Below are 23,325 nucleotides of genomic sequence, written 5' to 3'. Positions count from 1 at the left end.
CGGCTTACGACGCGGCACGAGGTTTGGTGTCGGTACGATTGAGCCTTGCAGGTTTAGCTTCCCTCGCGGGACGGTGACGCCTGGGTGAACTGCAGACCCACGCAGTTCCTACTATAGACGCCCGGCGGGCTCAAGAGCCTGATGCGAGATGCGCGGACAAACGCGATTAGAACGCCAGATGTCCCGGACTCGGACGCCGCTATTTCGACGCCAGTGTCGCCACGGCCCGCCAGGCGGGGTCGGGCGCGGCCGATGCGAGCTGCTTGCAGCGGTCGCGCATCAGCTCGGCGGGACGATCGTGGCCGCGGCGTTTCAGCACGGCCTCGAAATCGCCGAGCGCATCGGCGAACCGCCGCGCGCGATAGCAGGCAAGGCCGCGCTCGTAATCCCCGATCCAGCCGATCGCCTCTCCGTCGATGGCGTCTTCGTCCGCGATCCCGACCAGTTCGTGGACGGAAAGTCCCTCCTCCCGTCCGTAGACCGCGATGCTGTCGACCTCCCGCGTGATGACGGCGCCGCGCGCCAGGCGTTCGGTCGCCTCGCCGATCAGGATCTGCGTGCCATAGGATTTGTTGGCGCCTTCGAGCCGGCTGGCGACATTCACGGCATCGCCGATCACGGTATAGTTCAGCCGCAACTCCGAGCCGATATTGCCGACCAGCATCCGGCCCGAATTGATGCCGATCCGGATCTGGAGCGGCTGACCGAGATCGTCGGCGAGGCCCGATGCTTCGATCGCCCTGCGACAAGCGAGCGCCGCGCGGCAGCATCGCGCGGCGTGGTCGCGTTGCGGCTGCGGCGCACCCCAGAACGCCATCACGGCATCGCCGATGAACTTGTCGATGGTGCCGCCATTGGCGACGATGATCTCCGAGGTGACGTCGAGATAGCGCGACAGCAGCGGCACCACACGATCGCCCAGCCGCTCGGACAGCCCGGTGAAGCCGGCAATGTCGATGAACATCACACTGAGCTCCTGGACGCTGCCGCCGGGCCGCGCCTCGACGCCCTGGCGCAGCAGGCCACGGACGAGATCGGCCGGGATGAATTTGCGGAAGGCGGACAATCCGGCCGCCATCTCGGCGATCGCTCCCGACAGGCTTGCGATTTCCTTGAGCCGCGAGGGGTGGCGGCGGACCTGCTCCAGCGCGAAAGCCTCGACGTGGCGAAGCTCGCCGACGACACGCGATAGCGGCGCGGCGATGACGGACCGCGCCAGCATCGCCGAGGCCAGCGCCGCGAGCACGGCGCCGATTGCGAGGCCGAGGATCAGGCGGTGCAACGTCGTCTCGACCGGCCCGAGAAATTCGGCCTCCGGAATCACGGTGGCGAGCGACCAGCCGGGAAACGGCAGCGGCGTCAGCGCAACCTCGTAGGCCGCGCCGCCGGAGGTGAGCTGGCTTCGCCAGGCCTCCTTGCGGCCGTCCTCGCCCGCCTTGTCGAGCGCAGCGCGCGCCAGCGGCAGCAGCGTCGTGTTGCCGCGCGCCGGATGGAGTTCGTCGGCCTCCTTGTCCGGCGCCGCGACGAGCTCGCCGCTTCCATCGACGATGAAGGCAGTTCCCGTGCGCCCGACCTCGAGCTGCGACAGGAAACGCGCAAGCCTGGTATATTCGATGATGACGGCCAGAACGCCCTGCCGCTCCTGATAGACGTCGATCGGCCCCGCGAACGCGATCGACGGCCGCTCGCCGGTCGGGTGGTCCATCACCCTGAACCATTGCGGCTCGTCCGCGGTCAGCCCCGCCTTGAACCAGGCCTGATCGGCGACGTGGAATCCGCTGGGCTCGAACCGGCGATTGGCGAATTCGATATCGCCGGGCACCACGTCATATTCGTCGACGCGGCGCTGGCGCGGATGATCGGTCAGCGAGATCTCCATCATCTCCAGGCGGCGATCGCCGAGCTTGTGCGCGGCGAAGAAGGAGCCGTCGGGCCAGCCGAAGGCGACCCAGGAAATCGTCGCCTGCGACTGCAATTGCGACAGGAACACGAATTCCCGCTTGTCGGCCTCGCGGGTGTCGAGCACGTTCTGCAGGAACAGCGTTCGGATCGCGGTGTGCGCGGCGCGGGCCTCGTCGACGATGGCCGAGACCTCCTTGCGCACCGCCGCAACGATCTGCTCGTTGATGGTCGCGGCGAGCTGCCGGCTGGTCGCCTCCGCCGTGCGCCACCAGAGCAGGCTGGAGAGCGCGGCCGTCAGCAGGATCGCCGCGAGGACCAGCGCGGACACCGCAAGACGGATGCTGACCGTCAGCCCAGCGATCGCATGAAGCCGTCGTTCGGGATCAACCTTCATCGCTGTCTTCGCCTGCCGGTCCATACGAGCCACTGACATTGCTCTACGCCGCCGGCGCTCGCCCCGTTACGTCTGGCAGGAAATGAACGCGCGCCGCCAATGCCCGGTGGCTACCGTCTCGATAGACCCTAGGCATTGGCCTTCAAGGGACGCTTGCCCGCTAATGCCGACCCAAGCGCACCGGCGGTGCGCCCGATCCCATCGGTCTCACGGGTTCGTGAGCAGTCTCGCCGTAACGCGGGCTGCGCGCGCAACGAAGGAGACCATGCGCGCGTCGCCTGCCAGGCGATGCCATCTCGAACAGGAGAATCTCGATGTCTGCCAAACATGCCGTCACCTCGCTCGTCCTTGCCGGCGCCGTCTCGACCGCGCTCGCGACCCTCGCCGCCGCCGGCCCGCTGACCAAGGCCGAGGGCGAGGCTGCCATTGCCGCCAAGAAGGAGAAGTGCTTCGGCGTCGCACTGAAGGGCCAGAACGATTGTGCCGCAGGACCGGGCACGACCTGCCAGGGCACCTCGACCATCGATTTCCAGGGGAACGCCTGGAAGTTCGTGCAGGGCGGCACCTGCACCAGCATCGAGCTGCCGGGCGGCAAGAAGGGTTCGCTCAAGCCGGTCTGACGGCCGCCGCGACGTCGCCAACAAGCACGAACGGAGCAGCACGATGAGCACGGTGATCCAGCCGACCCGACCAGCAGCCATGCCGCTCCGCTTCGCAACCCCAATCGGCGGCGTTGCCGGGACGAGCTTCAAGCCCGAGCATCTGCCTGATATCCTCGAGGCGGGACCTCGGCGTGGGTTCTTCGAAGTCCACGCCGAGAATTACATGGGCGATGGCGGTCCGCCGCATCGCGCCCTGGAAGCGATCCGCCGCGACCATCCTCTGTCGCTGCATGGCGTCTGCATGTCGATCGGCGGACCGCGGCGGCTCGACAAGACGCATCTGGCACGCTTCCGTAGCCTCGTCGCGCGCTATCAGCCGGCGCTGGTGTCCGAGCATCTGGCGTGGTCGACCCATGAGACCAGCTTCTTCAACGATCTGCTGCCGCTGCCCTATACCGAGGCGTCGCTGGCTTGCGTCTGCGACCATATCGACCAGGTGCAGGAGGCGATCCGGCGACCGCTGCTGCTGGAAAATCCGTCGACCTATGTCGCCTTCCGCGAATCCACGATGCGCGAGACTGACTTCATCCGCGCCATTGCCGAGCGAACCGGCTGCGCCCTGCTGCTCGACGTCAACAACGTGTTCGTCTCCGCCACCAATCAGGGCTATTCGGCGCTCGACTACCTCGCGGATTTCCCGCTGTCGCTCGTCGGGGAAATTCATCTTGCGGGCCATGCCGAGCAAGCCGACGATGAAGGCGATCTGCTGTTGATCGACAGCCACGACGGCCCGGTCGCGGACGCCGTCTGGAAGCTCTACGAAATCGTCATCAGGCGCCGCGGCGCTGTGCCGACGCTGATCGAATGGGACAGCAACATTCCGGACTGGCCGGTTCTGCAGGCGGAAGCCCTTGCCGCACAGGCGATCCTCGACCGTCATCAGTCCACAGCAGTGGCGGGAGACCGTCATGCTGCCTGAACCCGGCTTGTGCTTCGCCGCTTCGTTCGCGCCGGCGCTGCTGGATCCAGCACGCAGCACGCCTGCAATCGTGACCGGCCCGAACGGCAAGGCCGCCGGCCGGCGTTACGACGTCTACCGCAACAACGTCACGGTCAGCCTGATCGACGCGCTGGCCGCGGTCTATCCGGCGGTGCAGCGCATCACCGGCGCCGAGTTCTTCCGCGCCATGGCGCGCTTCCATGTTCGCAGCAATCCGCCGACCTCGCCGCTGCTGTTCGAGTATGGCCGCGACTTTCCGGAGTTCATCGCAGCCTATGAGCATGCGCAAAATATGCCGTGGCTCGCCCACGTCGCGCGTATCGAGCGGGCCTGGCTCGATTGCTACCATGCGCGCGATGCCGCCCCGCTGTCGCCCGCCCGGCTGTCGGCGGTAACGCCCGATCGTTTGGCCGATCTGATGTTCGTTCCACACCCCGCCGCGCGATGCCTGCGCTCGCAATACGCAGCCGTCACGATCTTTGCGGCCAACCGCGACGGTGCTGCACCACTCCTGCACATCGATGCCTCGACGCCGGAGGACGCCCTGATCACACGGCCCGAATTTGACGTCACGGTGCGTCGCCTTCCGCCGGGCGGAGCGGTGTTCGCGGACGGCCTGATCTCGGGACGGTCGCTCGGCGAGGCCGCGGCGGTGGCGCTGGACGCTGCGCCCGAATTCGACATCGCCGCGAACATCGCCGGACTGATCGAAGCCGGCGCCTTCATCTCGCTCGCCTGCGGAGATCCATCATGATCACGGACCAACATATGACCACCGAAAGCCGACTGCCCTCGCCCTGGTTGCTCGTCGACAGGGCCAATCGTCTGATCCAGACGCTTGCGACGCCGTCGCTCGTCCAGTTCGTGCTGCGCCTCGCGCTGGCGGTGCCGTTCTGGCGCTCGGGCATGCTCAAATGGGCCGGCTTCCTCAAGTTGAACGACACCGCCGTGACGCTGTTCAGCGACGAATTCATGCTGCATCTGCCCGGTGGGCCCTATCACTTTCCAGCACCGACGGTGATGGCGTTCCTGTCGGGCTGCGGCGAGATCCTGCTTCCGATCCTGCTGGTGCTGGGACTAGGCACCCGGCTGGCCGCGCTCGGGCTGTTGTTCATGACTGTCATCGTCGAGCTCACGGTGCCTGACGGCTGGCCGATCCATCTCACCTGGGCAGCGATGGCGCTCGGCATCATGGCTCATGGGCCGGGGAACATTTCGCTCGATCATTTGCTTTGTCGCGCGCGATCGCAGCCGCAGTAGATACCCGATTTTGTGTCTCCACATGCATCGCCGTCATCCTGAGGTGCGCGCCCTTGCGCGCCTCGAAGGATGGGCCGCAAGCGCCCGTGGCCCATCCTTCGAGGCTCACCCTGCGATGCTCTCGCATCGCAAGGTGAGCGCCTCAGGGTGACGTCAAAGGGTGTGGTCAGCAGTAGCCCGAATGGCAGGCCTCACATTCCACTGAGACCGCTATCCACTGCGAGTGTCTGCGCGGTGACGTAGACGCTTTCGTCCGACAGGAAGAACAGCACCGCATAAGCGATCTCCCAGGCCGTGGCCTGGCGGCCGAACGGGACGTGGCCCTTGCCGCGGTTGGGGCGGCCGGCGCCGGCTTCGCGACCGTTCGGGGTATCGACCAGACCGGGATAGACGAGGTTGGCGCGGATGCCGCGGCGCGATCCCAGATGAGCGATGTTGCGCATCAGGCCGCCGAGCGCGGCCTTGGAGGAATCGTACACCGCCATCTGCGATCCAGCCTTCAAGGCGGCGATCGAGGAGATGAAGACGACCGAGCCGCCATTGTCGAATCGCGGCAGCGCGGCGCGGCAGCACAGCATGGGACCGCGGACATTGACGTCGTAGATCCTGTTCCACTCCTCGGGGCTGACGTTATCGAGGCCGGTCTTGCCGAAGGTGCCGATGTTCAGAACCATGCCATCAAGGCCGCCCATGGCGCGATGGGCTTCCTCGATCATGCGCTGGACGTCCGCCTCTGACGTGACGTCGGCCACGATGGCAAAGCCCTCGCCGCCTTCATCGGTGATGTGCTTGACGGTCTGCTGCGCGGAGGCATGGTTGAGGTCGGCCACCGCGACCCTCGCGCCCTCGCGTGCGCACAAAATGCTCATGGCACGGCCATTGCCGATCGGATCGCTGGCGGCGTCGAACACGCGCTGGCCGCCGCCGACGATCAGGATGCGGCGGCCTTTCAGCCGCCCCCTGCCCGGCGCTTCGCCTAGCGATTCCGCGCTCGGCGGACGAACATGGCGCTCCGGCCTGCTGTCGGTTTCCGCCATCTCAACCACCCGGCCTCTTGCCGCCGTCATAAACCGTCATCCCGGCCGCGGGATCGAGATCGGTTTCGGTCGCCTCGGTCAGGCGCGCCATCATCATGTAGAAGCCGAGCGCGACGATGGATTCCACGATCTCCTGCTCGCTGAAATGCGCGCGAGCAGCGGCGAAGGTCGCCTCGGGCACGCGGACGTTCTCGACCACCTCGCGGCCAAACTTGAGCAGCGCACGCTCGGCCTCGCTCAGCGCGGCGGCGTCATAATCGCTGCGCTCGACGGCATCGACCTGCCCTTGCGTGCAGCCGACCCCGAGCGCGATCGGCACGTGCTGGCGCCATTCATAGGCGCCGCTCTCGAGCTGAGCGGCCTGGAGGATCAGGAGCTCGCGGTTGACGGCCGAGAGCTTCTGCTTGTGCAGGATCGAATTGCCGAGCCGCATCGCCGGGATCATGTTGGCCTCGGCATGGGCCATCATGCGAAAGATGTTGAGCTTAACCGGCATGCGGTCGAACGAGGCGCGGATGTCGCCGCTCGTCGTCTCCGGATCAATCAGGGGCAGCCTTGCCACGGTTCTCTCCCTTGGGCTTTCGTTTCTTGTTGTCGGTGGCCTCGCCTGCCGCGATCAGCGACAGGAAGAAGGCGAGATAGCGCTCGATCGCCTCGATCACCTTCGCCCGCGGCGAAGGTGCTGCGCCCATCACGTAATGCTCGAGACGGATGTAGATCAGGCCCGCCGCGAACAGCCGGGCGGTCTCGCGCGGATCCGGCGTCTTGACCAGGCCGGCGAGCGCAAAGCCGCGGAAATAGTCCGTCATCATGCTCTGCTCGCGCGCGTAGAAATGATCGGCGAATTTGGCGCGGATACCGGGCACGCGGTTACGCTCGGCGGTGATGACTTTCTGAAACTGGTGCTCGCGCGGGTCGGACCATTGTTCGACGAGGTCGAGCGCAAACTGCCGGCAGAACGCGGCGGGCTGGCGCGCCAGCTGCTTGTAGCGCACTTCTTCCAGCCGGCTCGCCGAGCTCGCTGGGCCGTGCTCGCTGACGATCGCCTCCAGGATCGCGGCCTTGCCGGAGAAATGATTGTAGAGGCTGCTCTCGCGGATGCCGACGCGGCGCGCGAGCTCGCGCATCGAGGCGCCGCCATAACCGCTCTGCGCAAACAGGTCGAGCGCTTCGACGAGGATGCGCTCACGGGTCGTGGGCGCAGCCGCTTCCGCCGCGCTGGAGGTGTGGACAGCCATGCCGACTTGACTAACGAACGATCGTTCGCTAGTCAACCGTACGAACGATCGTTCGTTTCGCCAATCTGGCGGCAACGGTCGCGGCCGCAAGTCCGCTTGCGGGCGCTGTTCTCGCGTTTCAACTCCGCCCTCGAGAGGCGGAGAGCAATTTTGGGGAGACGACGTCATGGCGCGCTTTGCCCGCCTTCGTGCGGCCTGCATCCTGTTGCCGCTGTTCGCAAGCAGCGCCGCCTCTGCCCAAAGCAAATACGATCCCGGCGCCGACGACAGGACCATCAGGATCGGCACCACCGCGCCACTGAGCGGCCCGGTCTCGGCCTTCGCTCAGATCGCGAAATCGGCGGAGGCCTATTTCCGCAAGGTGAACGACGACGGCGGCGTCAACGGCCGGCGCATCCAGATGATCATCGCCGACGACGCCTATAGCCCGCCGAAGACGGTGGAGCAGACCCGGCGGCTGGTCGAGAGCGAGGAGGTGCTGCTGATCTTCGGCGGCGTTGGCACGCCGACCAACAGCGCCGTGCACAAATATCTCAACGACCGCAAGGTGCCGCAGCTCTTTCTGGGTTCGGGCGCGGCGAAGTGGGACGATCCCAAGAACTTTCCGTGGACAGTCGGCTGGCAGCCGACCTATCGCGACGAGGCGATCGCCTACGCCAGGTTCATCAAGGCAAGCCACGCCAATGCGAAGATCGGCGTGCTCTACCAGAACGACGACCTCGGCAAGGATTACCTGAAGGCGCTGGAGGAAGGCCTTGGCAGCGGCGAGGCCATTGTAACGCGCGCCGCTTACGAGACCTCGGGGCCGACCGTGGACACACAGATTCTGCAGTTGAAAACCGCCGGTGCCGACGTGGTGCTGGTCGCGGCGACGCCGAAATTCGCGGCGCAGGCGATCCGCAAGATCGGCGAGATCGGCTGGAAGCCGGTCACCATCATCTCCAACGTCTCGGCCTCGATCAGCGGCGTGCTGGAGCCGGCCGGCAAGGACAATTCCACCGGCGTCATCTCCAGCCAGTATCTGAAGGACGCCACCGACCCGGCCAACAAGGATGACGCCGGCTACCGGGAGTGGCTCGCCTTCATGGACAAGTACATGCCGGACGCCAACAAAAGCGACTGGCTCAACGTCTACGGCTACACCATCGCGCAGACGTTGGTGACGGTGCTGAAGGCCTCCGGCAACGATCTCACCCGCGCCAACGTGATGAAGCAGGCGACGACCATGAAGGACGTGAAGCTGCCGATGCTGATCAACGGCACCGCGGTGAACAACTCGCCCGAGCGCTTTACGCCGATGACGAGCCTCCAGCTGATTCGTTTCGACGGCACGCGCTGGGTGCCGTTCGGCGATCTCCTGAAGAACTGATCGATGCGGCAGGTCAAGATCGGCGGCATGTGGGTCGATCTCGTCAGCGAGATCCCTTCGCTTGCCTTCGACAAGAGCTGGCTGTTCGCCAACGTCACCGACGCGGTGATCGCGGAGAACCGGAGCTGGCTCGATCATCGCTACATCGAGCCGGAGACCGGCCGGTTCATCCTCAGCCATCACTCCTATCTGGTCCGAACACCGCGCTGGACCGCGATCGTCGACACCTGCTGCGGCAATCACAAGAAGCGGCCCCGCGTGCCGGCGTGGAACAACCTCGACCAGCCTTATCTCGAGAACCTGCAGGCGCTGGGCGTTGCACCCGAACAGGTCGACTTCGTGATGTGCACGCACCTGCATGTCGATCATGTCGGCTGGAACACGCGGCTGATCGACGGCCGCTGGGTGCCGACCTTCCCCAATGCGCGCTATCTGATGGGCCGCGCCGAATATCGCCACTTCGAAGCCGCGCACAATGCGGCGCCGAGGAGCCCAGTGAACCACGGCTCGTTTGAGGATTCCGTGCTGCCGGTAGTGGCGGCCGGCCTTGCCGAATTCGTCGAGACCGATCATCACCTATTTAGCGATCACGACGCGACCTTGCGCTTTGCGCCGGCACCTGGGCACACCGCCGGCAACATGCAGATCCACCTCAACGGCGGCCACGATCACGCGGTGATGTCCGGCGACGTCATCCATCATCCGATCCAGTGCGCGGCGCCGTGGCTATCGAATGCCGCCGACGTCGATCCGGCTGCGGCGGTCGCAACGCGCATGGCGCTGCTGGAAGAGCTTGCGGATACGCCGAGCTATCTGCTCACCGGCCATTTTCCGGCACCGACCGCGGGACGCGTGGTCAGGCACGGCGATGCCTACAGATTTCATTTCGAGAATTAGGGGGAAACATCATGAAGCTGCGCACCATCACGCTTTCGTTTCTAGCATTGCTGTCGGCGGCCCTGCCGGCACGAGCCGAAGATCCCGCCGCCTACCCGACCCGCAAGATCCGGATGTTGCTGCCCTACGCGGCCGGCGGCGGCGGTGACGTGGTCGGCCGGCTGCTTGCGGACAGGATGGGCAAGACGCTCGGACAGAGCATCTACATCGAGAACCACACCGGTGCGGCCGGCACGCTCGGCACGCAGATGGTCGCGACATCTGCGAATGACGGCTACACCATCACCGTCGGCGGCATGACCACGCATGTGCTGGCTCCCGCGATCTATCCAAAACTGCCCTACGATCCGATCAAGGATTTCACGACCATCGGCCGCGTCGGCACCTCCTCGATCATGCTGGTCGCCACCAGGAATTTTGCCGCCAACGACATCAAGGGCCTAGTGGCGCTGGCCAAGAAGGGCGAGCCGATCCAGTACGGCAGCTGGGGTGTCGGCTCGACCGGGCAATTCTGCGCGGAGATCCTGATGCAGCAGGCCGGCATCAAGATGGACCACGTGCCGTTCAACGGCATCGCAAAACTCGCCGGCGACCTGCTCGGCGGCCACATCTCCCTTGCAACGCTCGACGTGGCGACGGCAACGCCGCTGGTGAAGGACGGTTCGATCAAGGCGCTGGCCGCTTGCGGCGAGCGTTCGCCGAGCCAGCCGGATGTCGCCAGCTACGGGGAGCAGGGGGTGCCGTTCGATCGCAGTCTGTCCTGGGCGATGTATGCGCCGGCGGGCGTCGCTCCGCCGGTCGCACAGAAGCTTTCGGCGGCCCTGAAGGACGCGCTCGGTGACGAGGTGGTGAAGCAGAAGCTGCTGGCACTCGGCATCACGCCGCAATTCGTCCCCGGCGACGAGCAGCGCGATCTCAACGCGCGCGACATCGCGGCCTGGAAGCAGGTTGCCAAGGACGCAGGCATTGAGGTCAAGTGAATAGGCAAAGGACAGGAGCGCGGGCATGAGCCGCATCTTCGGCGCGGTGCGCCAGAACGGATATGTGGTGCGGGACATCCACGCTGCGATGAAGCATTGGATCGAGGTGATGGGGGTCGGCCCCTGGTACTACATGGACCGCGTCAAGACCGACTGGTTTCGCCATCGCGGCGAGGACTCCGCCGTGGAGATGAGCATCGCGCTGGCCAATTCCGGCGAGCTCCAGATCGAGCTGATCCAGCAGCGCAACGACGCGCCCTCGCTGTACAAGGAATTCCTCGACGCCGGGCACGAAGGCCTCCAGCACATGTCGTACTGGAGCCACAACTATCAGGCGCTCTACGATAAGGCGATCGGGCTCGGCTACAGGATTGGCCATGAGGGCCAGATCGGCGGCGAGAAGGGGCGCTTTGCCTATTTCGACACGCAGGACCATCCGGGCACGGTGATCGAGATCTCGGACATCAGCGGCACCAAGGGACCGTTCTTCGAGCGTGTCCGACAGGCGGCGTTGAGCTGGGACGGCACCCGGCCGATCCGCGAGGTCGGTGGCGGGAAATCGTAGGAGCTTTCGCCGGCTGGGCAGGCGCGTTGGCGGACAAACCATGGTACATAAGCCAGGTGTCCGAACCTTCAGCGAGGCAAGCATGTCCGACACTGACAAGGTTTTCGCCGGCTCGATTCCGAAAATCTACGACGAGTATCTCGTCCCGATGATCTTCTCCGTCTATGCCGAGGACATCGCAAGACGGATCGCCGCCCGCTCTCCTTCCGTGCTGCTCGAGATCGCCGCGGGCACCGGCGCAGTGACGCGCGCCGTGGCGGCGGCGCTGCCGCGCGGCATCCGTTACGTAGCCACCGATCTCAACGAGCCCATGCTCGCAGTCGCCGCGCAGCGTCAGAAGGACGATGATCGCATCAGCTGGCGCCAGGCGGACGGCATGGCCCTGCCCTTTGGTGATGCCGAGTTCGACGTGGTCTGCTGCCAGTTCGGCGCGATGTTCTTTCCGGACCGCACCAAAGCTTACACGGAAGTGAAGCGCGTCCTGAAGCCGGACGGCGCGTTCGTGTTCAACGTCTGGGATCGGATCGAGGACAATGTGCTGACGCATGAAGCGACGGTCGCGCTCGGAAAGCTGTTTCCCGACGACCCGCCGCGCTTCATGGTCCGCACGCCCCACGGCTATCACGACAAGGCCATCATCAGAACCGAGCTCGAACGAGCCGGCTTCCGCGACATCTCGATCGAGACGCGAGCTGAAACAAGCCGCGCGCCATCGCCCGAATATGTCGCGCTCGCCCTTTGCCAGGGCACGCCGCTGCGCAGCGAGATCGAGGCAAGGGATGCCAGCAAGCTTCAGGCTGCGACCGACATCGTTGCCGAGGCGATCCGGACGCGTCACGGCGCCGGACCGGTAGAAGGCAAGATTCAGGCTGTGGTGATCGAAGCCCGCCCGTAACTGCAGGCCGCCCGGGCGGCTATCCTGCGTCCTACCACCAGCTCCGCTGCATCGGCTCCGTCGATTGATAATATTGGTACTGGCCGCGCTGCCGGCGCGGATTGGCCGGCTGTACATAGGGGTCACGTTGGTAGAAGAAGCCGAAGCCGTTACCTCCATTGTCCCAGCCGTCATCGCTGGCGATCATGGCAGGAGCGGTCGGCTTGCGCGTGATGAAGCCGCCTTGCGGCTGGTCGCTCAGCACCGCGACGAATTCAGTCCGGTAATTGGTTTCGCTGCTCAGCGGCTCGTCCGAGATGATGATGGAAGAACGCGGCAATGCAGTTGGCCCGATGCGATCCCAGACGTCCTGTGGGATGGTGATGCGGTCGAGCGCATTGCGGGCCTCATCGCCGTTTTCGATCGTGACCACGCTCCAGCGCAAGCCCGTAGCGGACTTCGCCATCGCCGTGAAGATATGCGTGCCGATCGGCTGCTCGGGATTTCGGATCGTGACGGGAACCTCGATGCTGGTGTCGAACACTTCGCCGCCGCCATCGGGGGCTGGCTTGTGCGTGTTTCGCCGCACGTAGAGCTTCTGTGTCGAGCGGCTGATGTAGACCGAGACCGGCTCACCCGCGAGCTTCGCGTCGGTCGCAGCCTTCACGGCGTCGGCCTTCCTGGCCGCGGTGGCCTTCGCGGCGTCCTTCGTCGCGGCCACGGCATCGCGCTTCGGCTGCGCGGCGGCCTTGGCGGCGTCGAGCTGCGTCGCCGCGTCGGCGGCCTTGGTCGCCGCCTTCTGCTTCAACTCCTCGGCCTTGGCGCGGGCCTGATCGTTCTTGGCATTCGCGAGCGTCTTGTCGGCGAAGGCGAGCTCGGCGTCAGCGCGGGCCTTCTGCTGTTCCAGCTTGCGCAGCGCGGCAGGAAGCGACGCAGCTTCCTTGGCGGCGGCGGACGCAGTCTTCTTGGCCTCGTCGGCAGCCCTTGTGGCCTCGTCGGCCTCGACGGAGAGCTTGTCGGCCAGCCTGGGCGCTGCCGCGATCGCTTCCGGCTTCGGTACGAACAGCGTGGGGTGAGCGATATCGGTCGGGACCGTGTCGTGTGGCGAGATGATCACGCGCATCCCGATATAGGTCTTGTCGAACAGGTTCTCGGCAAAGCCGAAGGGCATGCGCACGCAGCCGTGCGAGGCGGCATAGCCGGGCAGCGGTCCGCCATGCAGCGCGATGCCGTTCCAGGTGATGCGCTGCATGTTCGGCATCCAGGCGTCGTCATACATGGTCGAGCGGTGGTCCTTGTCCTTCTCGACGACGGCGAAGACGCCGGCCGGCGTCTCGCGTCCCGTGGTGCCGGTCGACACCGGCGCGCGCAGGATCCAGCCCTCTGAATCGTAGAACGTGACCTGCTGGCTCTTGATCGACACGATCGCCATGATGGGATCGCCGGCCTGGCGCTGCGCCACCGCCTCGGCCGGCTGCCGCGCCTGCTTGGCCGCACCGGCCGGCGCGACCGACGCCAGGACCGCAATTGCCGCCAATGTCACGATTCCGGGAGGCAACCGACGCCGCATCGCCTTGGTGGGTTGCGCCGTCGTCAGTCGGTTTTTCATGCCATCCTCGGTCGAAATGCCGGCCCGCTCGTGCCGATCATGTATCAGATTGCGGTCATTCAATTAAGAAATCGCAGCCGCCATACGTTCCGTCTGTGGCGATATTCGGCCCGGTCCGGCGACAAATCCCTCATATATGACGGCCCGAGCCGGCGGAAGGTCGGTTGCAGCCGGGGGTGGTCCGAACCGGGTGGCAGTCACTGCGGCAGAATGTCCGGCTGTGCCGGCGAGGACACGCCCGTCAGACGCCCAGAGCCTTACGGTTGAAGCCTCGCAGGAAGCGCAGCGACAACGTCCGGACATTGGCGACGTTGAGCAGCCAGGCCGCTCCGACATAGGCAAGGCCGCCGGCGAGGCTGACGATGAGGAGCGAGACGAAGCCGGTGCCGCCCGCTTGCGACCGCGCCGCCAGGATTGCAGCCGCCATCGCCGCTGCGGAGGCCGCAATACCGGCGAGGCGGCCGAGGTCGAACGGGACCGGGTGGGCGCGATGCATCAGGACGACGGCGACGACGAAACCGAGCGCCTCGGTCGCAAGCGTCGCAAGCGCGGCGCCGTAGATGCCGTAGCCGGCGACCAGCGCGAACATCAGGACCACGCTGACCACCAGCGTGAGAAAGGACTGCGCCGCCAGCATGAAGGGCCGCTCGGCAAGCTGGAAGCTGATCTGGACGTAGAACTGATTGGCGATACCGAAGAAGCGGGCGAGCACCAGGGTCGGCAGCAGCGCCGACACGCCGGCGCGGAAGTCGATGCCGACGAGCGTGCCGGCAACCTGATCCGCTGCAAGCGCGAGCCAGATCGCAACGGGGGTGACGACGACGAGCAGAAGCTCGAGGCTCTCGGTCAGCCGCTCCCGTGTCGCCTCCTTGCTATTCTCCGACAACGACCGGAACACCAGCGGCACGGTGGCCGCGGCAACGCTGGATGCGATCATGACCATGAACTGGCGCGGCAGGTCGGCGGCAACGCCGAAGATGCCGGCGGCGTCCTTGCCGAGCAGATACGCGACAATCAGGCGGTCGCAGGCCGAATAGACTGCAACGGAGAGCCCGGCCAGCGTCAGCGGCAGACCGTAACGCGCGAGCTGCATGAACTGGCTGCGCTCAAAGCGGGCGATTTTGGTGCGGTCGCCGACGAGGTTCAGGATGATGCCAGTGAGCGACCCCAGACCAAACGCGGCAAGCAGCCCCAATCCACCCCAGCCGAGCCAGATGCCGAGGAGGCCGAAGCCGACGCTCGACACGCTGCGCACGATCGAGATCGCGGCAAACCGGTAGGGACGCAACTTGGCGCGCTCGAACTCCTGGCCGACATCGACGGCATTGGCCATGACCGCGACGAACATGCTGGCGAGCAGCAGCTCGACACTGAGGTCGCTGCGGAACACGAAGACCAGCGGCGTCGTGGCGCAGAGCACCGCGACGGTGAGCCCGAAAGCCACCATCGCCGTGCCGCGAAAATCAACCTCCGCCGACATCGCCTGATAACGCGACACCGACAGCTTGATCCAGGCGAAGAAGATCGCGCCCAGAATGCCGGCGAGGCTGATGCCGACGACATAGACGCCGTACTCTGCCGGCGTCAGCAGCCGCGTATAGGCCGTGACCGCGAAGAAGCCCACCGCCGCAGGCAGGATGTAGGCGACGAGATAAATCGAAAAATGTCGGTTCAGCATGCGAGCACGGGACCGGCAGCGGTCTTGCGAGTGTGGCGGCCGTTCATCAATGGGGCCTTGAATGGGGCCTTAAATGGGGCCTTTGGCGGGGCAAACGAATGCGCCGCAGCATCGCTCAAGAGTGTCACATAAGTCTGCAGATCGGGCGGCGAATGAAGCCTGGGAGCCGCTTTCGCGCGTTAGCGTTAAATTTGCCCTTCCCTGAACGGCAAGGCGCGATCACGAAAAGGAACCATGACTTCCAGGCGGCAGAGGTTAACCCAACAAGGCGAAACCCCGGCGTCGCCGGGCGCCGCTTGGTACGATGGTGCGTTGGTTCGAAAAGGACGGCCGTGACCAGGCTCGACAGACGCGAATTTCTCCTCGGCAGCGCCGCAGCCCTCGCGGCGGGCGCATCCGCGTCGGCGGCACCGGCGTCGAAACTTGCGCAGCGCCATCCGGGGTTCGGCGCAGCGGCCACGCTCTGGGACCTGCAGGCCGATCCCAGGCTCGGCGAAGCCATCAGCACCTATTGCACCCAGGTCGTCCCGGTGCTCGAGCTGAAATGGCCGATGCTGCGGCCGAATGCGCACACGTTCAATTTCGAGCGCGCCGACGCGATTCTGGATTTTGCGCGGGACAACGATCTGACGATGCGCGGCCACGCGCTGGCCTGGTATCACGACATTCCGGACTGGGCCAAGCAGATCAAGGACACACGCGGCGTCGAGCGCGCCTATGTCGACCACATCGGCACCGTCGTCTCCTATTACAAGGACAAGCTGACGTCGTGGGACGTCGTCAACGAGCCGATCCCTGACAATCCCCGCAGCACAAAGGACCGGCGCGACACGTTCTGGACGCAGCATCTCGGCCAGAGTTGGATTCCGCTGGCGTTCCGCACGGCCGCTGCGGCCGATCCGTTCGTCAAGCTCGCGATCAACGAATATGATATCGAGTCGGCCAAGGACTCGTTCATTGCCAAGCGCGCGGCTTATCGCAATTTGATCATGGACCTGCTCGACCAGGGTGTTCCGCTGCACGCCGTCGGACTGCAATCGCATCTGCACGCCGAGCTCGAGATCGATACCCATGGGCTCGCCGAGTTCGTCACCGAGCTGCGCTCGTGGGGACTCGAGGTGTATGTCACCGAACTCGACGTCGACGACCAGAAGCTGACGGGCAATCCGGCCGAGCGCGACGCCATCGTCGCCAAACGCGTCGACGATCTGCTGACGGCCATTTCAACCAGCGGCCCGGTGCGGTCGATCCTGACCTGGGGCCTCTCGGATCGCTACAGCTGGATCAACGGCACCTTCGCCCGCGCGGACAAGCAGCCGAACCGGCCGCTGCCGCTCGACGGCGAGTTCAAGCCGAAGCCATTCATGGACGTGATCAGCAAGTTCACAAAGGACGTTTGAACGCGCGAGCTTAGCTGCGCGTCTTCACCTCGAACTCGGCCGCGTCACCCATATCTTCGGGAGACAGGCTCGGAGCCCGGCGATCGCGCGAGCTGAGGCGGAACACGTCGCGGATGTCCTCGACCGAGGTCGAGGAATAGGACTGGATGCAGAGCGCGACCTGCCCGGGCGAAGCGGCACGCATCAGCGCTTCGATCGCCGGGCGGTCGAGCGGCGTGTCATCCCAATGCGAGACCGCGATGCTGTCTTCGGTGACCCGGTGGGCGGCGAGATACGCGGGCGAGTTCGCGACGAAATGGCCATACATCAGATATTCCGAGAACTTCTTCTTCCGGCACAGCGCCAGAACCCAGTTCAAGCCGGTCGCCGACTTGATGGCGGCGGTCATCGCGCGCGCGGTGTCCTTGTCCCAGACCAGCGCATTGCCGACATAATCGTCGGCGGGAAACGAGCGATCCTTGATACCGAGAAGCTGATCGACGGTGCGCAGCCACAATCCGTGCAGCGGGTGGTCAGCGCGGATGTCCTTCGGCGTGACGAACAGAGGCGTCTTCTCAGCCCCGGCATATTGGCCGACGTCGAATTCGCGGAAGAACAGATTGTCCGAATCCAGGATGCAGACGCGCTGCTCGGGCGCATTGAGGACGCCGGCGATCTTCAGGATCTGCTGGATGTGCCAGCCATGCACCGGCGAGGACAGCAGCGACAGCCAGACGCGGCGCTTGCTGATGAACTGGAGCGCCGGCGGCAGCGCAAACAGCCATTTCGGCAAATAGCGCGAGGCCGGAACGATGACCCGCTTGTCGGAGGCGAAGCGCTCGAACAGCGGCACGTCTTCATCGTTAACGAGAACATAATGCCGCGTGTATCCCGAGAGCCAGGTGTCGATGCTCTCGCTGAGCAGCGAAAAGCGTTCGATATCCTTGGCATAGCTGGCGGTCAGCAGGGCAACGGAATGCATGGAGCGCGCTCAAATGGCCATCAGGCCGTACTCATAGCGGCGCGGATAGAGACTGGAAACTCTCAACCCGAATCAAGGTAAAGCGAAATGGAGCGCGACACGGGAAATCTAGCTTTTGGATTTCAGGCTTCTGATGTAGGCGACCGCTCGCTCCGCAATAGCCGGATCAAGGTCGGTTTCTCGGATTCTCCGTTCGATCAACTCCAGGTCCAACGGATGCGTCTCATGGATCGCGCCAACGAACCGCTTGTCTGGCGATTTTGGACACGACGAGGTCTTCCGGCGCAGGCGCCACGCCAATTACCGTCCGTCCTTCGACTTCGGTCTGCACTGTAACGGCGCGGTGCCGCCAGCCTCTCGGAAGCTTGGCCGTCGTCTCATCCACGCCGTCGATGTAGAAACCATGTGTTCGGTGAAAGTGGCTTTCAGATCCGAAAAGACCATCGATGTGCTCAGACGCAATAGGCTGCACACCGTCACGCGTGCGCTTGGCCTCCGTCATTTCCCAGACTTTCGCGTTTGCTGGAAACGCATCGATTTCCGGCGATTCCGTCGCCGCCTCCGGCGCGTCCGACATGGAAGCCAGAATCGCCTGGCTACCAACGATGAACACGGTGTCCGTCTTGAACTCCAAGGCAAGTGCCCTCACCACTCTGAGCAAATCCTCGAAATCGCGGAAGGGGCCACCAGGCATCACAGGCCTCGAGCAGAAGCGAGTTGAGTGCTCAAGCCGCGCTCGACGATTCTTCTCGCAGCCCTCCGTAGCCGGATCCTCGTGTCGTAATCGCCGAAATGAATGCCATCGGTTAGAAAGAACGGCGACGAATTGCGCAATCTGACCATCTCGCGATCGCGACTGATCAGTTTCACCGCCAACTCTCCGGTCGGAAGCGCCAACAATTCCTGCCATTCCTGCACGAATGGCCAGTCGGTGAATTGGTCGGCCTGACGCGTGTGAGCTGCCTTGGCCTTGTCCACCAAAGTTGGGTCACGACGAAGTCTCCGCGCGATCAGCCGATGCATCATCAGCTTAGCGGTGTCGCCAACCACGCCTTCGTTCAATCCGTCACTCATCTGCTTGTCCGTGGACCGGACCAGAATATAGACAACCAACGCGAAACAAAAAAGAGCATAACTTCCAGATAGTTGCCACCTCGATTCCGGCAAGCCCTAATCCGAGGGCAGTCCCTGCTCGATCCCGCGAAAGCGCAGCGGCGCCAGAGCCGCGGCGCGCTGCCACCAGTCGGCGACACGGTCGTCGAGCGCGGTCACACCACGGCCCTGGCCGGGGAAGATCCGGATCTGCTGCACCGCCTCGGCTTCGAACCCCCCGCCCCTGCGCGTGATCTTGAGGGCGGCGCCTTCACGGTCCCGCTGGGTCAGCGGCACCAACAGGCGGCCGCGCGGCCGAAGCGCCTCCAGCCAGAGCGGATGCGGATGCGAGAAGCCGGCGTGGATGATGATCACGTCAGCCGGTTCGCGGATCTCCTCACATCCGTCGCCATGGACCACCTCGACGTTATGATAAGTCTGAAGGAAACCTGCAGCGCGGCGCGCCAGACGCTCGTCGCATTCGATGGCGATCACCCTGCCCTTGGGTCCCACGATCTTCGACAACACCGCCGAGAAATAACCGAGCCCGCAGCCGATCTGGACCACGCGGTCCTTCTCCTTGATGTCGAGCAAATCGATGAAATGCGCCCACAGGCTGGGCAGCCCGGTGTCGAGCTTGCGGCGCGCGTCGATTGCGACCAGCACGTTGTCATAGAGATGGACGGGATCGCCATCTGGCGTCAACCGATAGCTGCGCGCCGCTTCACTCTTGATCCGCCAGGGCCCTCTCGGCAGAAAGTTTTCGCGCGGGATGGCGGCGAGCGCTTCGAGCAGGCGCTTTGAGGCAATCCGCTCGCGCTTTGCAATCCTCTCCACATAGCGCGCACGCGCGGCGGCAAGATCGCTCATGTCAGGGGTCGGCGCGTTCGCGGACCGGCGCGTCCGCACCGAGCTCGTTGACGAGCTGCACCGCCTGCTTCAGGTCCGGCGTGTAAAAACCCTCGCTGAACTTGCCGACAACGGGCACGAGCAGCAGACGCGCGTGCTCGCGCCTGCCGGCTTGATGTGACAGGTGCGCGAGGCTGACGGCGGTGCGAAGCTCCCAGGACAACGCGCCCTGCTTGCGCGCGATCTCCAGCGACAGCGCGAACAGATCACCGGCCTCCTGTGCCGAGGCCGGGTCGCCGTCCGACAGCGTGATCTCGCCCTGCAGGCGATAGACTTCGGCGAGATAGGAATGATCGCCGGTCCGCCGCGCGGTCGCGAGCGCACCATCGAGCGCGCGCAAGGCGGCCTCGCGCATCCCGACCTTGGCGTAGGCCTCCGCAAGCAGGCAGCGGAACCAGCAGCCGGCGAGCCAGGAATCCATCGCCTCGTACTCGTCGAGGCCGAAGCGCATCTGGCTGAGGCCTTCATCGGCCTCGCCGAGTTGCGCCAGCGCCCAGCCGCGCAGGATCGCCGCCTGCTGCTTCCAATGCAGAAAATTATGCTCGGTGGCGATGATCATGGCGCGGTTGGCATGGTCGCGCGTGCCCTCGACGTCGCGCAAGTGCTGGCAGAGATACGCACCGAACACGAGCGCGAAGGCGAGCGTGAAAGGATGGCGGATCTTCTCGGCATTCGCGATCGCCTGCTCGCTGTGCTGGCGCGCCGCGTCGGGGCGGCCGAGGAACCACAGGAGGTAGCCGAGATAGGACAGCGAGACGACGCCGGGATCGATGCCATGCCGCTCCATCAGATCGGAGTGGAGATCCGGGCTATAGAGATTGATGCAGCGGTGCAGATGATGTTGGGAAGCGGCAAAGCGGCCGCGATAGAGCATGGTCATCGCGATCGAGCGGTGCGCCTCGATCAGATAGCCGGTCTGCTGCGCCGGCTGTGCCCGCTCGTTGAGCCGCTCGCGCTTGGCGAATTTCAACAGCTCGACGCTGAGATCGTGCGCGCGGGTGAGATCGGCGCGGATGAAGTGACAGACCCAGAGCCCGCGGGTGGCGGCAAAGATCTTTTCGTCGTCGTCAAGCTGCTGGCCGAGCTCGAGCGCGCGGATGTAGTTCTCCTCGACCTCCTGGACCGCGTAGCCCTTGGCGGCAATCAGCGCGTTGCCGAGCGCAATGCGCAGCTCGAGCTCCATTTCGTCGGCGCCCTGCATCCGCGCATTGGCCTGCACGACGCTGAGGCCGCGGCGCAGATGGCCGATCGCCTCCAGATTGGCGCCGGTCTTTGCCGCCTGCTTGCCGGCCTTGAGCCAGAAGCTCGCGGCGCCCTCGCTCTGGCCGGATTCGGTCATGTGATGGGCGAGCAGCTCCGGTTCGCGCTCGGTCTTCTCCGGATACATCTCGGCAAGCACCTGGGCGATCCGTGAATGCAGCTTGCGCCGCTCGCTGTGCAGCAGGCTCGCATGCGCGGCGTTCTGGATCATGACGTGCTTGAAGGAATAGAGCGCATCGGGCGGAAGACCGCGGCGCATGATCAGCCCGGCCTGCTCCAGATGATTGAGCGCCGCCTCGATCTGTTCCGCCGGCGTATTGGCGACCGCGTGCAGCGTCTCGTAGGAAAACTCGCGGCCGATGGTGGCGCCGATCTGCGCGATCCGCTTGAACGGCCCCATCCGGTCCAGCCGCGCCATCAGCGAGTCGGTCAGGGTTGCCGGGATCGCGAGCTGCCGCCACGGGCCCGACAGCACGTAGCGCCCTTGCCGCTCGGTCAGCAGGTTGGATTCGAGGACCGTCTTGGTCAGCTCCTCCAGGAACAGCGGCACGCCGTCGGTCTTGACGATGATCTCCTCGACGACCTCCTTGGGCAGCTCTCTGCCGGCGACGCGCTCCACCAGCGTGGCGCGCAGCTGCCGGCTCAGGCGGTTCAGCACCAGCGTCGTGATGTGCGAATGCGCGTTCCAGCTCGGCTGGAATTCGGACCGCGCGGTGATGATGACCAGGATCGGCCGGTTCTGCACCCGGTCGACCAGGAGGTCGATCACCTCGCGCGAGGTCGGGTCGATCCAGTGCAAATCCTCGAACGCGATCACCAGCGGCATCTCGCGCGCAAGGCCGAGGAAGTGATTGACCAGCGCCCCGACGGTCGCATCCTTCTGCTGCTGCGGCGACAGCTCGAGCCGTGGATAGCGGTCGCCGGTCGGTATCGACAACAGCGCGGCAAACAGCGGCGTGACCTGCTCGATGTCGCCATGAGCGGCGGCGATCGCGCTCTCCAGGCCCGCCAGCGACAGCGCGGACGCATCCTCGCGGTCGAGGCCGAGGTAGAATTTGAGCTGCTCGGCGAACGGATAGAACGCGGTGGACGTGTAATAGGGCGAGCACTGGAACGAGACCTGTCCATGCCGGTCGCCCGATATCCGCTCGAAGATTTCCTGGATGATGCGCGACTTGCCGATGCCGGGCTCGCCGAACTTGACCACGACCTGGCCGTCACCATCCTTGGCCTGCTCCCAGCGGCCCATCAACAGCGCGATCTCCTCCTCGCGGTTGACGAGCGGCGTCAGCCGCGTGCCCATGGCGGCGGCAAATCGGGTCTCCACCCGCGAGGCGCGCACCACGTGCCAGGCCTGCGTCTTCTCGGATATCCCCTTCAAGGCATGGACCCCGAGATTGCGGTAGTCGAACTTCCCCTTCAACAGCGACTGGGTCGATGAGGAAATCACCACGCCGTTGGGCGGCGCGAGGCCCTGCAGGCGCGCGGCGAGATTGACGGTTTCTCCGACCGCAGAGTCGCGCTCTTCGGTGCCCTGCCCGACGAGATCGCCGACCACGACGAGGCCGGTCGCGATCCCGATGCGGACGGCGGGTGAGTGGCTGAGCCCACCGCGCAGCTCGGTCGCGCGTGCGCTCGATAGCAGCCGCACGATCTCGAGCCCGGCGCGCACCGCGCGTTCGGCATCGTCCTCATGCGCGGTCGGATAGCCGAAATAGACGAGGATACCATCGCCGACGAAACGGGCGGCAAAGCCCTCGTAATGCTTGACCACACGGACGCAGGTTTCGCGGAAGCTCGCGATCATGTCGCGGACGTCTTCCGGATCGAACTGCACGGACAGCGAGGTGGAATCCACCATGTCACAGAACATGGTGGTGAGCTGACGCCGTTCAGCGCCGACCTCCGTGCGCGTTGGCGGCACCATTGTCGCGGGCGCCTCGGCCGTTTCCGCCTGGAACAGCGCCGCCATCGCCCGCTGCAGCCGCTTGCGATCGCCGAGCGGCAATCCGAGCTCGACCAGATCGGATTCGGTCAGGTCACCCATGACGTCGAGATCGAGACGGTGCTGTACGAAGAGATCGGTGTAGTGGCCGAGGCCGACGCCCTCGAGCCAGCGCTTCAGCTCGCCTTCCCTTCCCGTGTCCGGCCCATTCTCCAGCATGGTGATTTCTGCCCGACCATAATTCCGTCGAAGGGCTTAGGGCCCCTCAACCACAGATTTTGGGGCCAAAACTTCACCTCAGACTGGACGCGTTCCCTGACTTCTTGGAAGAATAGCTCAATCGGATCAAAAGG

21 protein-coding genes are annotated in these 23,325 nt (G+C 65.0%); 10 read left to right on the top strand and 11 right to left on the bottom strand.

Annotated features, from left to right (window positions below; translation table 11 throughout):
- Positions 1 to 199: 199 nt before the first annotated feature.
- Positions 200 to 2,296: an adenylate/guanylate cyclase domain-containing protein gene (locus tag A3AS_RS0107515; RefSeq protein ID WP_026201765.1), complete on the bottom strand. Its 2,097-nt coding sequence runs from the start codon at positions 2,294 to 2,296 to the stop codon at positions 200 to 202.
- A 314-nt stretch (positions 2,297 to 2,610) separates the two neighbouring features.
- Between A3AS_RS0107515 and A3AS_RS0107510 the strand changes: the two genes are divergently transcribed.
- The 4 genes from A3AS_RS0107510 to A3AS_RS0107495 are packed head-to-tail and all read left to right on the top strand — an operon-like array spanning position 2,611 to position 5,158.
- Positions 2,611 to 2,916 carry a DUF2282 domain-containing protein gene (locus A3AS_RS0107510; protein ID WP_018316982.1) on the top strand — a complete coding sequence of 102 codons (306 nt, stop codon included), beginning with the start codon at positions 2,611 to 2,613 and terminating at the stop codon, positions 2,914 to 2,916.
- A gap of 43 nt (positions 2,917 to 2,959) precedes the next feature.
- On the top strand, positions 2,960 to 3,877 hold the full coding sequence (locus A3AS_RS0107505; protein ID WP_018316981.1) for a DUF692 domain-containing protein: 918 nt from the start codon (positions 2,960 to 2,962) through the stop codon (positions 3,875 to 3,877).
- Positions 3,867 to 4,652 (top strand): DNA-binding domain-containing protein, encoded by a 786-nt coding sequence (locus tag A3AS_RS0107500; RefSeq protein WP_018316980.1) that lies wholly within the window; start codon positions 3,867 to 3,869, stop codon positions 4,650 to 4,652. The genes A3AS_RS0107505 and A3AS_RS0107500 overlap by 11 nt, the downstream gene beginning before the upstream one ends.
- Positions 4,649 to 5,158, top strand: a complete 510-nt coding sequence (locus tag A3AS_RS0107495; protein WP_018316979.1) for a DoxX family protein — start codon at positions 4,649 to 4,651, stop codon at positions 5,156 to 5,158. The genes A3AS_RS0107500 and A3AS_RS0107495 overlap by 4 nt, the downstream gene beginning before the upstream one ends.
- Before the next feature lie 191 nt (positions 5,159 to 5,349).
- On the opposite strand, the gene A3AS_RS0107490 is transcribed toward A3AS_RS0107495, so the two are convergent.
- Genes A3AS_RS0107490 through A3AS_RS0107480 form a run of 3 tightly spaced genes read right to left on the bottom strand, consistent with a single transcriptional unit; the run spans position 5,350 to position 7,433 of the window.
- Positions 5,350 to 6,195, bottom strand: coding sequence for an SDR family NAD(P)-dependent oxidoreductase (locus A3AS_RS0107490; RefSeq protein WP_026201764.1), 846 nt, complete (start codon positions 6,193 to 6,195; stop codon positions 5,350 to 5,352).
- 1 nt (position 6,196) lies between these two features.
- On the bottom strand, positions 6,197 to 6,757 hold the full coding sequence (locus A3AS_RS0107485) for a carboxymuconolactone decarboxylase family protein (RefSeq protein ID WP_018316977.1): 561 nt from the start codon (positions 6,755 to 6,757) through the stop codon (positions 6,197 to 6,199).
- Positions 6,735 to 7,433 carry a TetR/AcrR family transcriptional regulator gene (locus A3AS_RS0107480; protein ID WP_018316976.1) on the bottom strand — a complete coding sequence of 233 codons (699 nt, stop codon included), beginning with the start codon at positions 7,431 to 7,433 and terminating at the stop codon, positions 6,735 to 6,737. Before A3AS_RS0107480 ends, A3AS_RS0107485 begins: the two co-directional genes overlap by 23 nt.
- Positions 7,434 to 7,599: 166 nt before the next feature.
- Here A3AS_RS0107480 and A3AS_RS0107475 point away from each other — a divergent pair, with 166 nt between their 5' ends.
- The 5 genes from A3AS_RS0107475 to A3AS_RS0107455 all read left to right on the top strand — a co-directional run bounded on the left by A3AS_RS0107475 (position 7,600) and on the right by A3AS_RS0107455 (position 12,139).
- On the top strand, positions 7,600 to 8,802 hold the full coding sequence (locus tag A3AS_RS0107475) for an ABC transporter substrate-binding protein (protein WP_018316975.1): 1,203 nt from the start codon (positions 7,600 to 7,602) through the stop codon (positions 8,800 to 8,802).
- Between the two features lie 3 nt (positions 8,803 to 8,805).
- Positions 8,806 to 9,699 (top strand): MBL fold metallo-hydrolase, encoded by an 894-nt coding sequence (locus A3AS_RS0107470; protein WP_018316974.1) that lies wholly within the window; start codon positions 8,806 to 8,808, stop codon positions 9,697 to 9,699.
- An 11-nt stretch (positions 9,700 to 9,710) separates the two neighbouring features.
- Positions 9,711 to 10,679, top strand: coding sequence for a tripartite tricarboxylate transporter substrate binding protein (locus tag A3AS_RS0107465; protein ID WP_018316973.1), 969 nt, complete (start codon positions 9,711 to 9,713; stop codon positions 10,677 to 10,679).
- A 25-nt stretch (positions 10,680 to 10,704) separates the two neighbouring features.
- The gene (locus tag A3AS_RS0107460) at positions 10,705 to 11,244 is read left to right on the top strand and encodes a VOC family protein (protein ID WP_018316972.1); all 540 of its coding nucleotides are present in this window, start codon (positions 10,705 to 10,707) and stop codon (positions 11,242 to 11,244) included.
- A gap of 82 nt (positions 11,245 to 11,326) precedes the next feature.
- Positions 11,327 to 12,139 carry a class I SAM-dependent methyltransferase gene (locus A3AS_RS0107455; RefSeq protein ID WP_018316971.1) on the top strand — a complete coding sequence of 271 codons (813 nt, stop codon included), beginning with the start codon at positions 11,327 to 11,329 and terminating at the stop codon, positions 12,137 to 12,139.
- A gap of 31 nt (positions 12,140 to 12,170) precedes the next feature.
- Here A3AS_RS0107455 and A3AS_RS0107450 read toward each other — a convergent pair whose 3' ends face one another.
- Together A3AS_RS0107450 and A3AS_RS0107445 are read right to left on the bottom strand one after the other, a co-directional pair.
- Entirely contained in the window at positions 12,171 to 13,727 is a 1,557-nt protein-coding gene (locus A3AS_RS0107450; RefSeq protein ID WP_026201763.1) for a L,D-transpeptidase, read from the bottom strand.
- Positions 13,728 to 13,968: 241 nt separating this feature from the next.
- Positions 13,969 to 15,405, bottom strand: coding sequence for a lipopolysaccharide biosynthesis protein (locus tag A3AS_RS0107445; protein WP_018316969.1), 1,437 nt, complete (start codon positions 15,403 to 15,405; stop codon positions 13,969 to 13,971).
- Between the two features lie 332 nt (positions 15,406 to 15,737).
- Here A3AS_RS0107445 and A3AS_RS0107440 point away from each other — a divergent pair, with 332 nt between their 5' ends.
- Positions 15,738 to 16,805, top strand: coding sequence for an endo-1,4-beta-xylanase (locus tag A3AS_RS0107440; protein WP_018316968.1), 1,068 nt, complete (start codon positions 15,738 to 15,740; stop codon positions 16,803 to 16,805).
- 10 nt (positions 16,806 to 16,815) lie between these two features.
- On the opposite strand, the gene A3AS_RS0107435 is transcribed toward A3AS_RS0107440, so the two are convergent.
- The 5 genes from A3AS_RS0107435 to A3AS_RS0107415 form a co-directional block, all read right to left on the bottom strand.
- Positions 16,816 to 17,766, bottom strand: coding sequence for a DUF6492 family protein (locus A3AS_RS0107435; RefSeq protein ID WP_018316967.1), 951 nt, complete (start codon positions 17,764 to 17,766; stop codon positions 16,816 to 16,818).
- A gap of 223 nt (positions 17,767 to 17,989) precedes the next feature.
- Entirely contained in the window at positions 17,990 to 18,460 is a 471-nt protein-coding gene (locus tag A3AS_RS0107430) for a DUF6036 family nucleotidyltransferase (RefSeq protein ID WP_018316966.1), read from the bottom strand.
- Positions 18,460 to 18,840, bottom strand: a complete 381-nt coding sequence (locus A3AS_RS0107425; protein WP_049814814.1) for a hypothetical protein — start codon at positions 18,838 to 18,840, stop codon at positions 18,460 to 18,462. Before A3AS_RS0107425 ends, A3AS_RS0107430 begins: the two co-directional genes overlap by 1 nt.
- 96 nt (positions 18,841 to 18,936) lie before the next feature.
- The gene (locus A3AS_RS0107420; protein WP_026201762.1) at positions 18,937 to 19,728 is read right to left on the bottom strand and encodes a protein-L-isoaspartate O-methyltransferase; all 792 of its coding nucleotides are present in this window, start codon (positions 19,726 to 19,728) and stop codon (positions 18,937 to 18,939) included.
- A 1-nt stretch (position 19,729) separates the two neighbouring features.
- Complete coding sequence (locus A3AS_RS0107415) at positions 19,730 to 23,191, bottom strand: AAA family ATPase (RefSeq protein ID WP_018316963.1); 3,462 nt, start codon at positions 23,189 to 23,191, stop codon at positions 19,730 to 19,732.
- Positions 23,192 to 23,325 lie beyond the last annotated feature (134 nt).

The sequence above is a fragment of the Bradyrhizobium sp. WSM2793 genome, from assembly GCF_000379585.1.
Lineage (GTDB): Bacteria > Pseudomonadota > Alphaproteobacteria > Rhizobiales > Xanthobacteraceae > Bradyrhizobium.
Note: the sequence above shows the minus strand (reverse complement) of the source record. Positions and strands in the feature narration are given on the sequence as shown.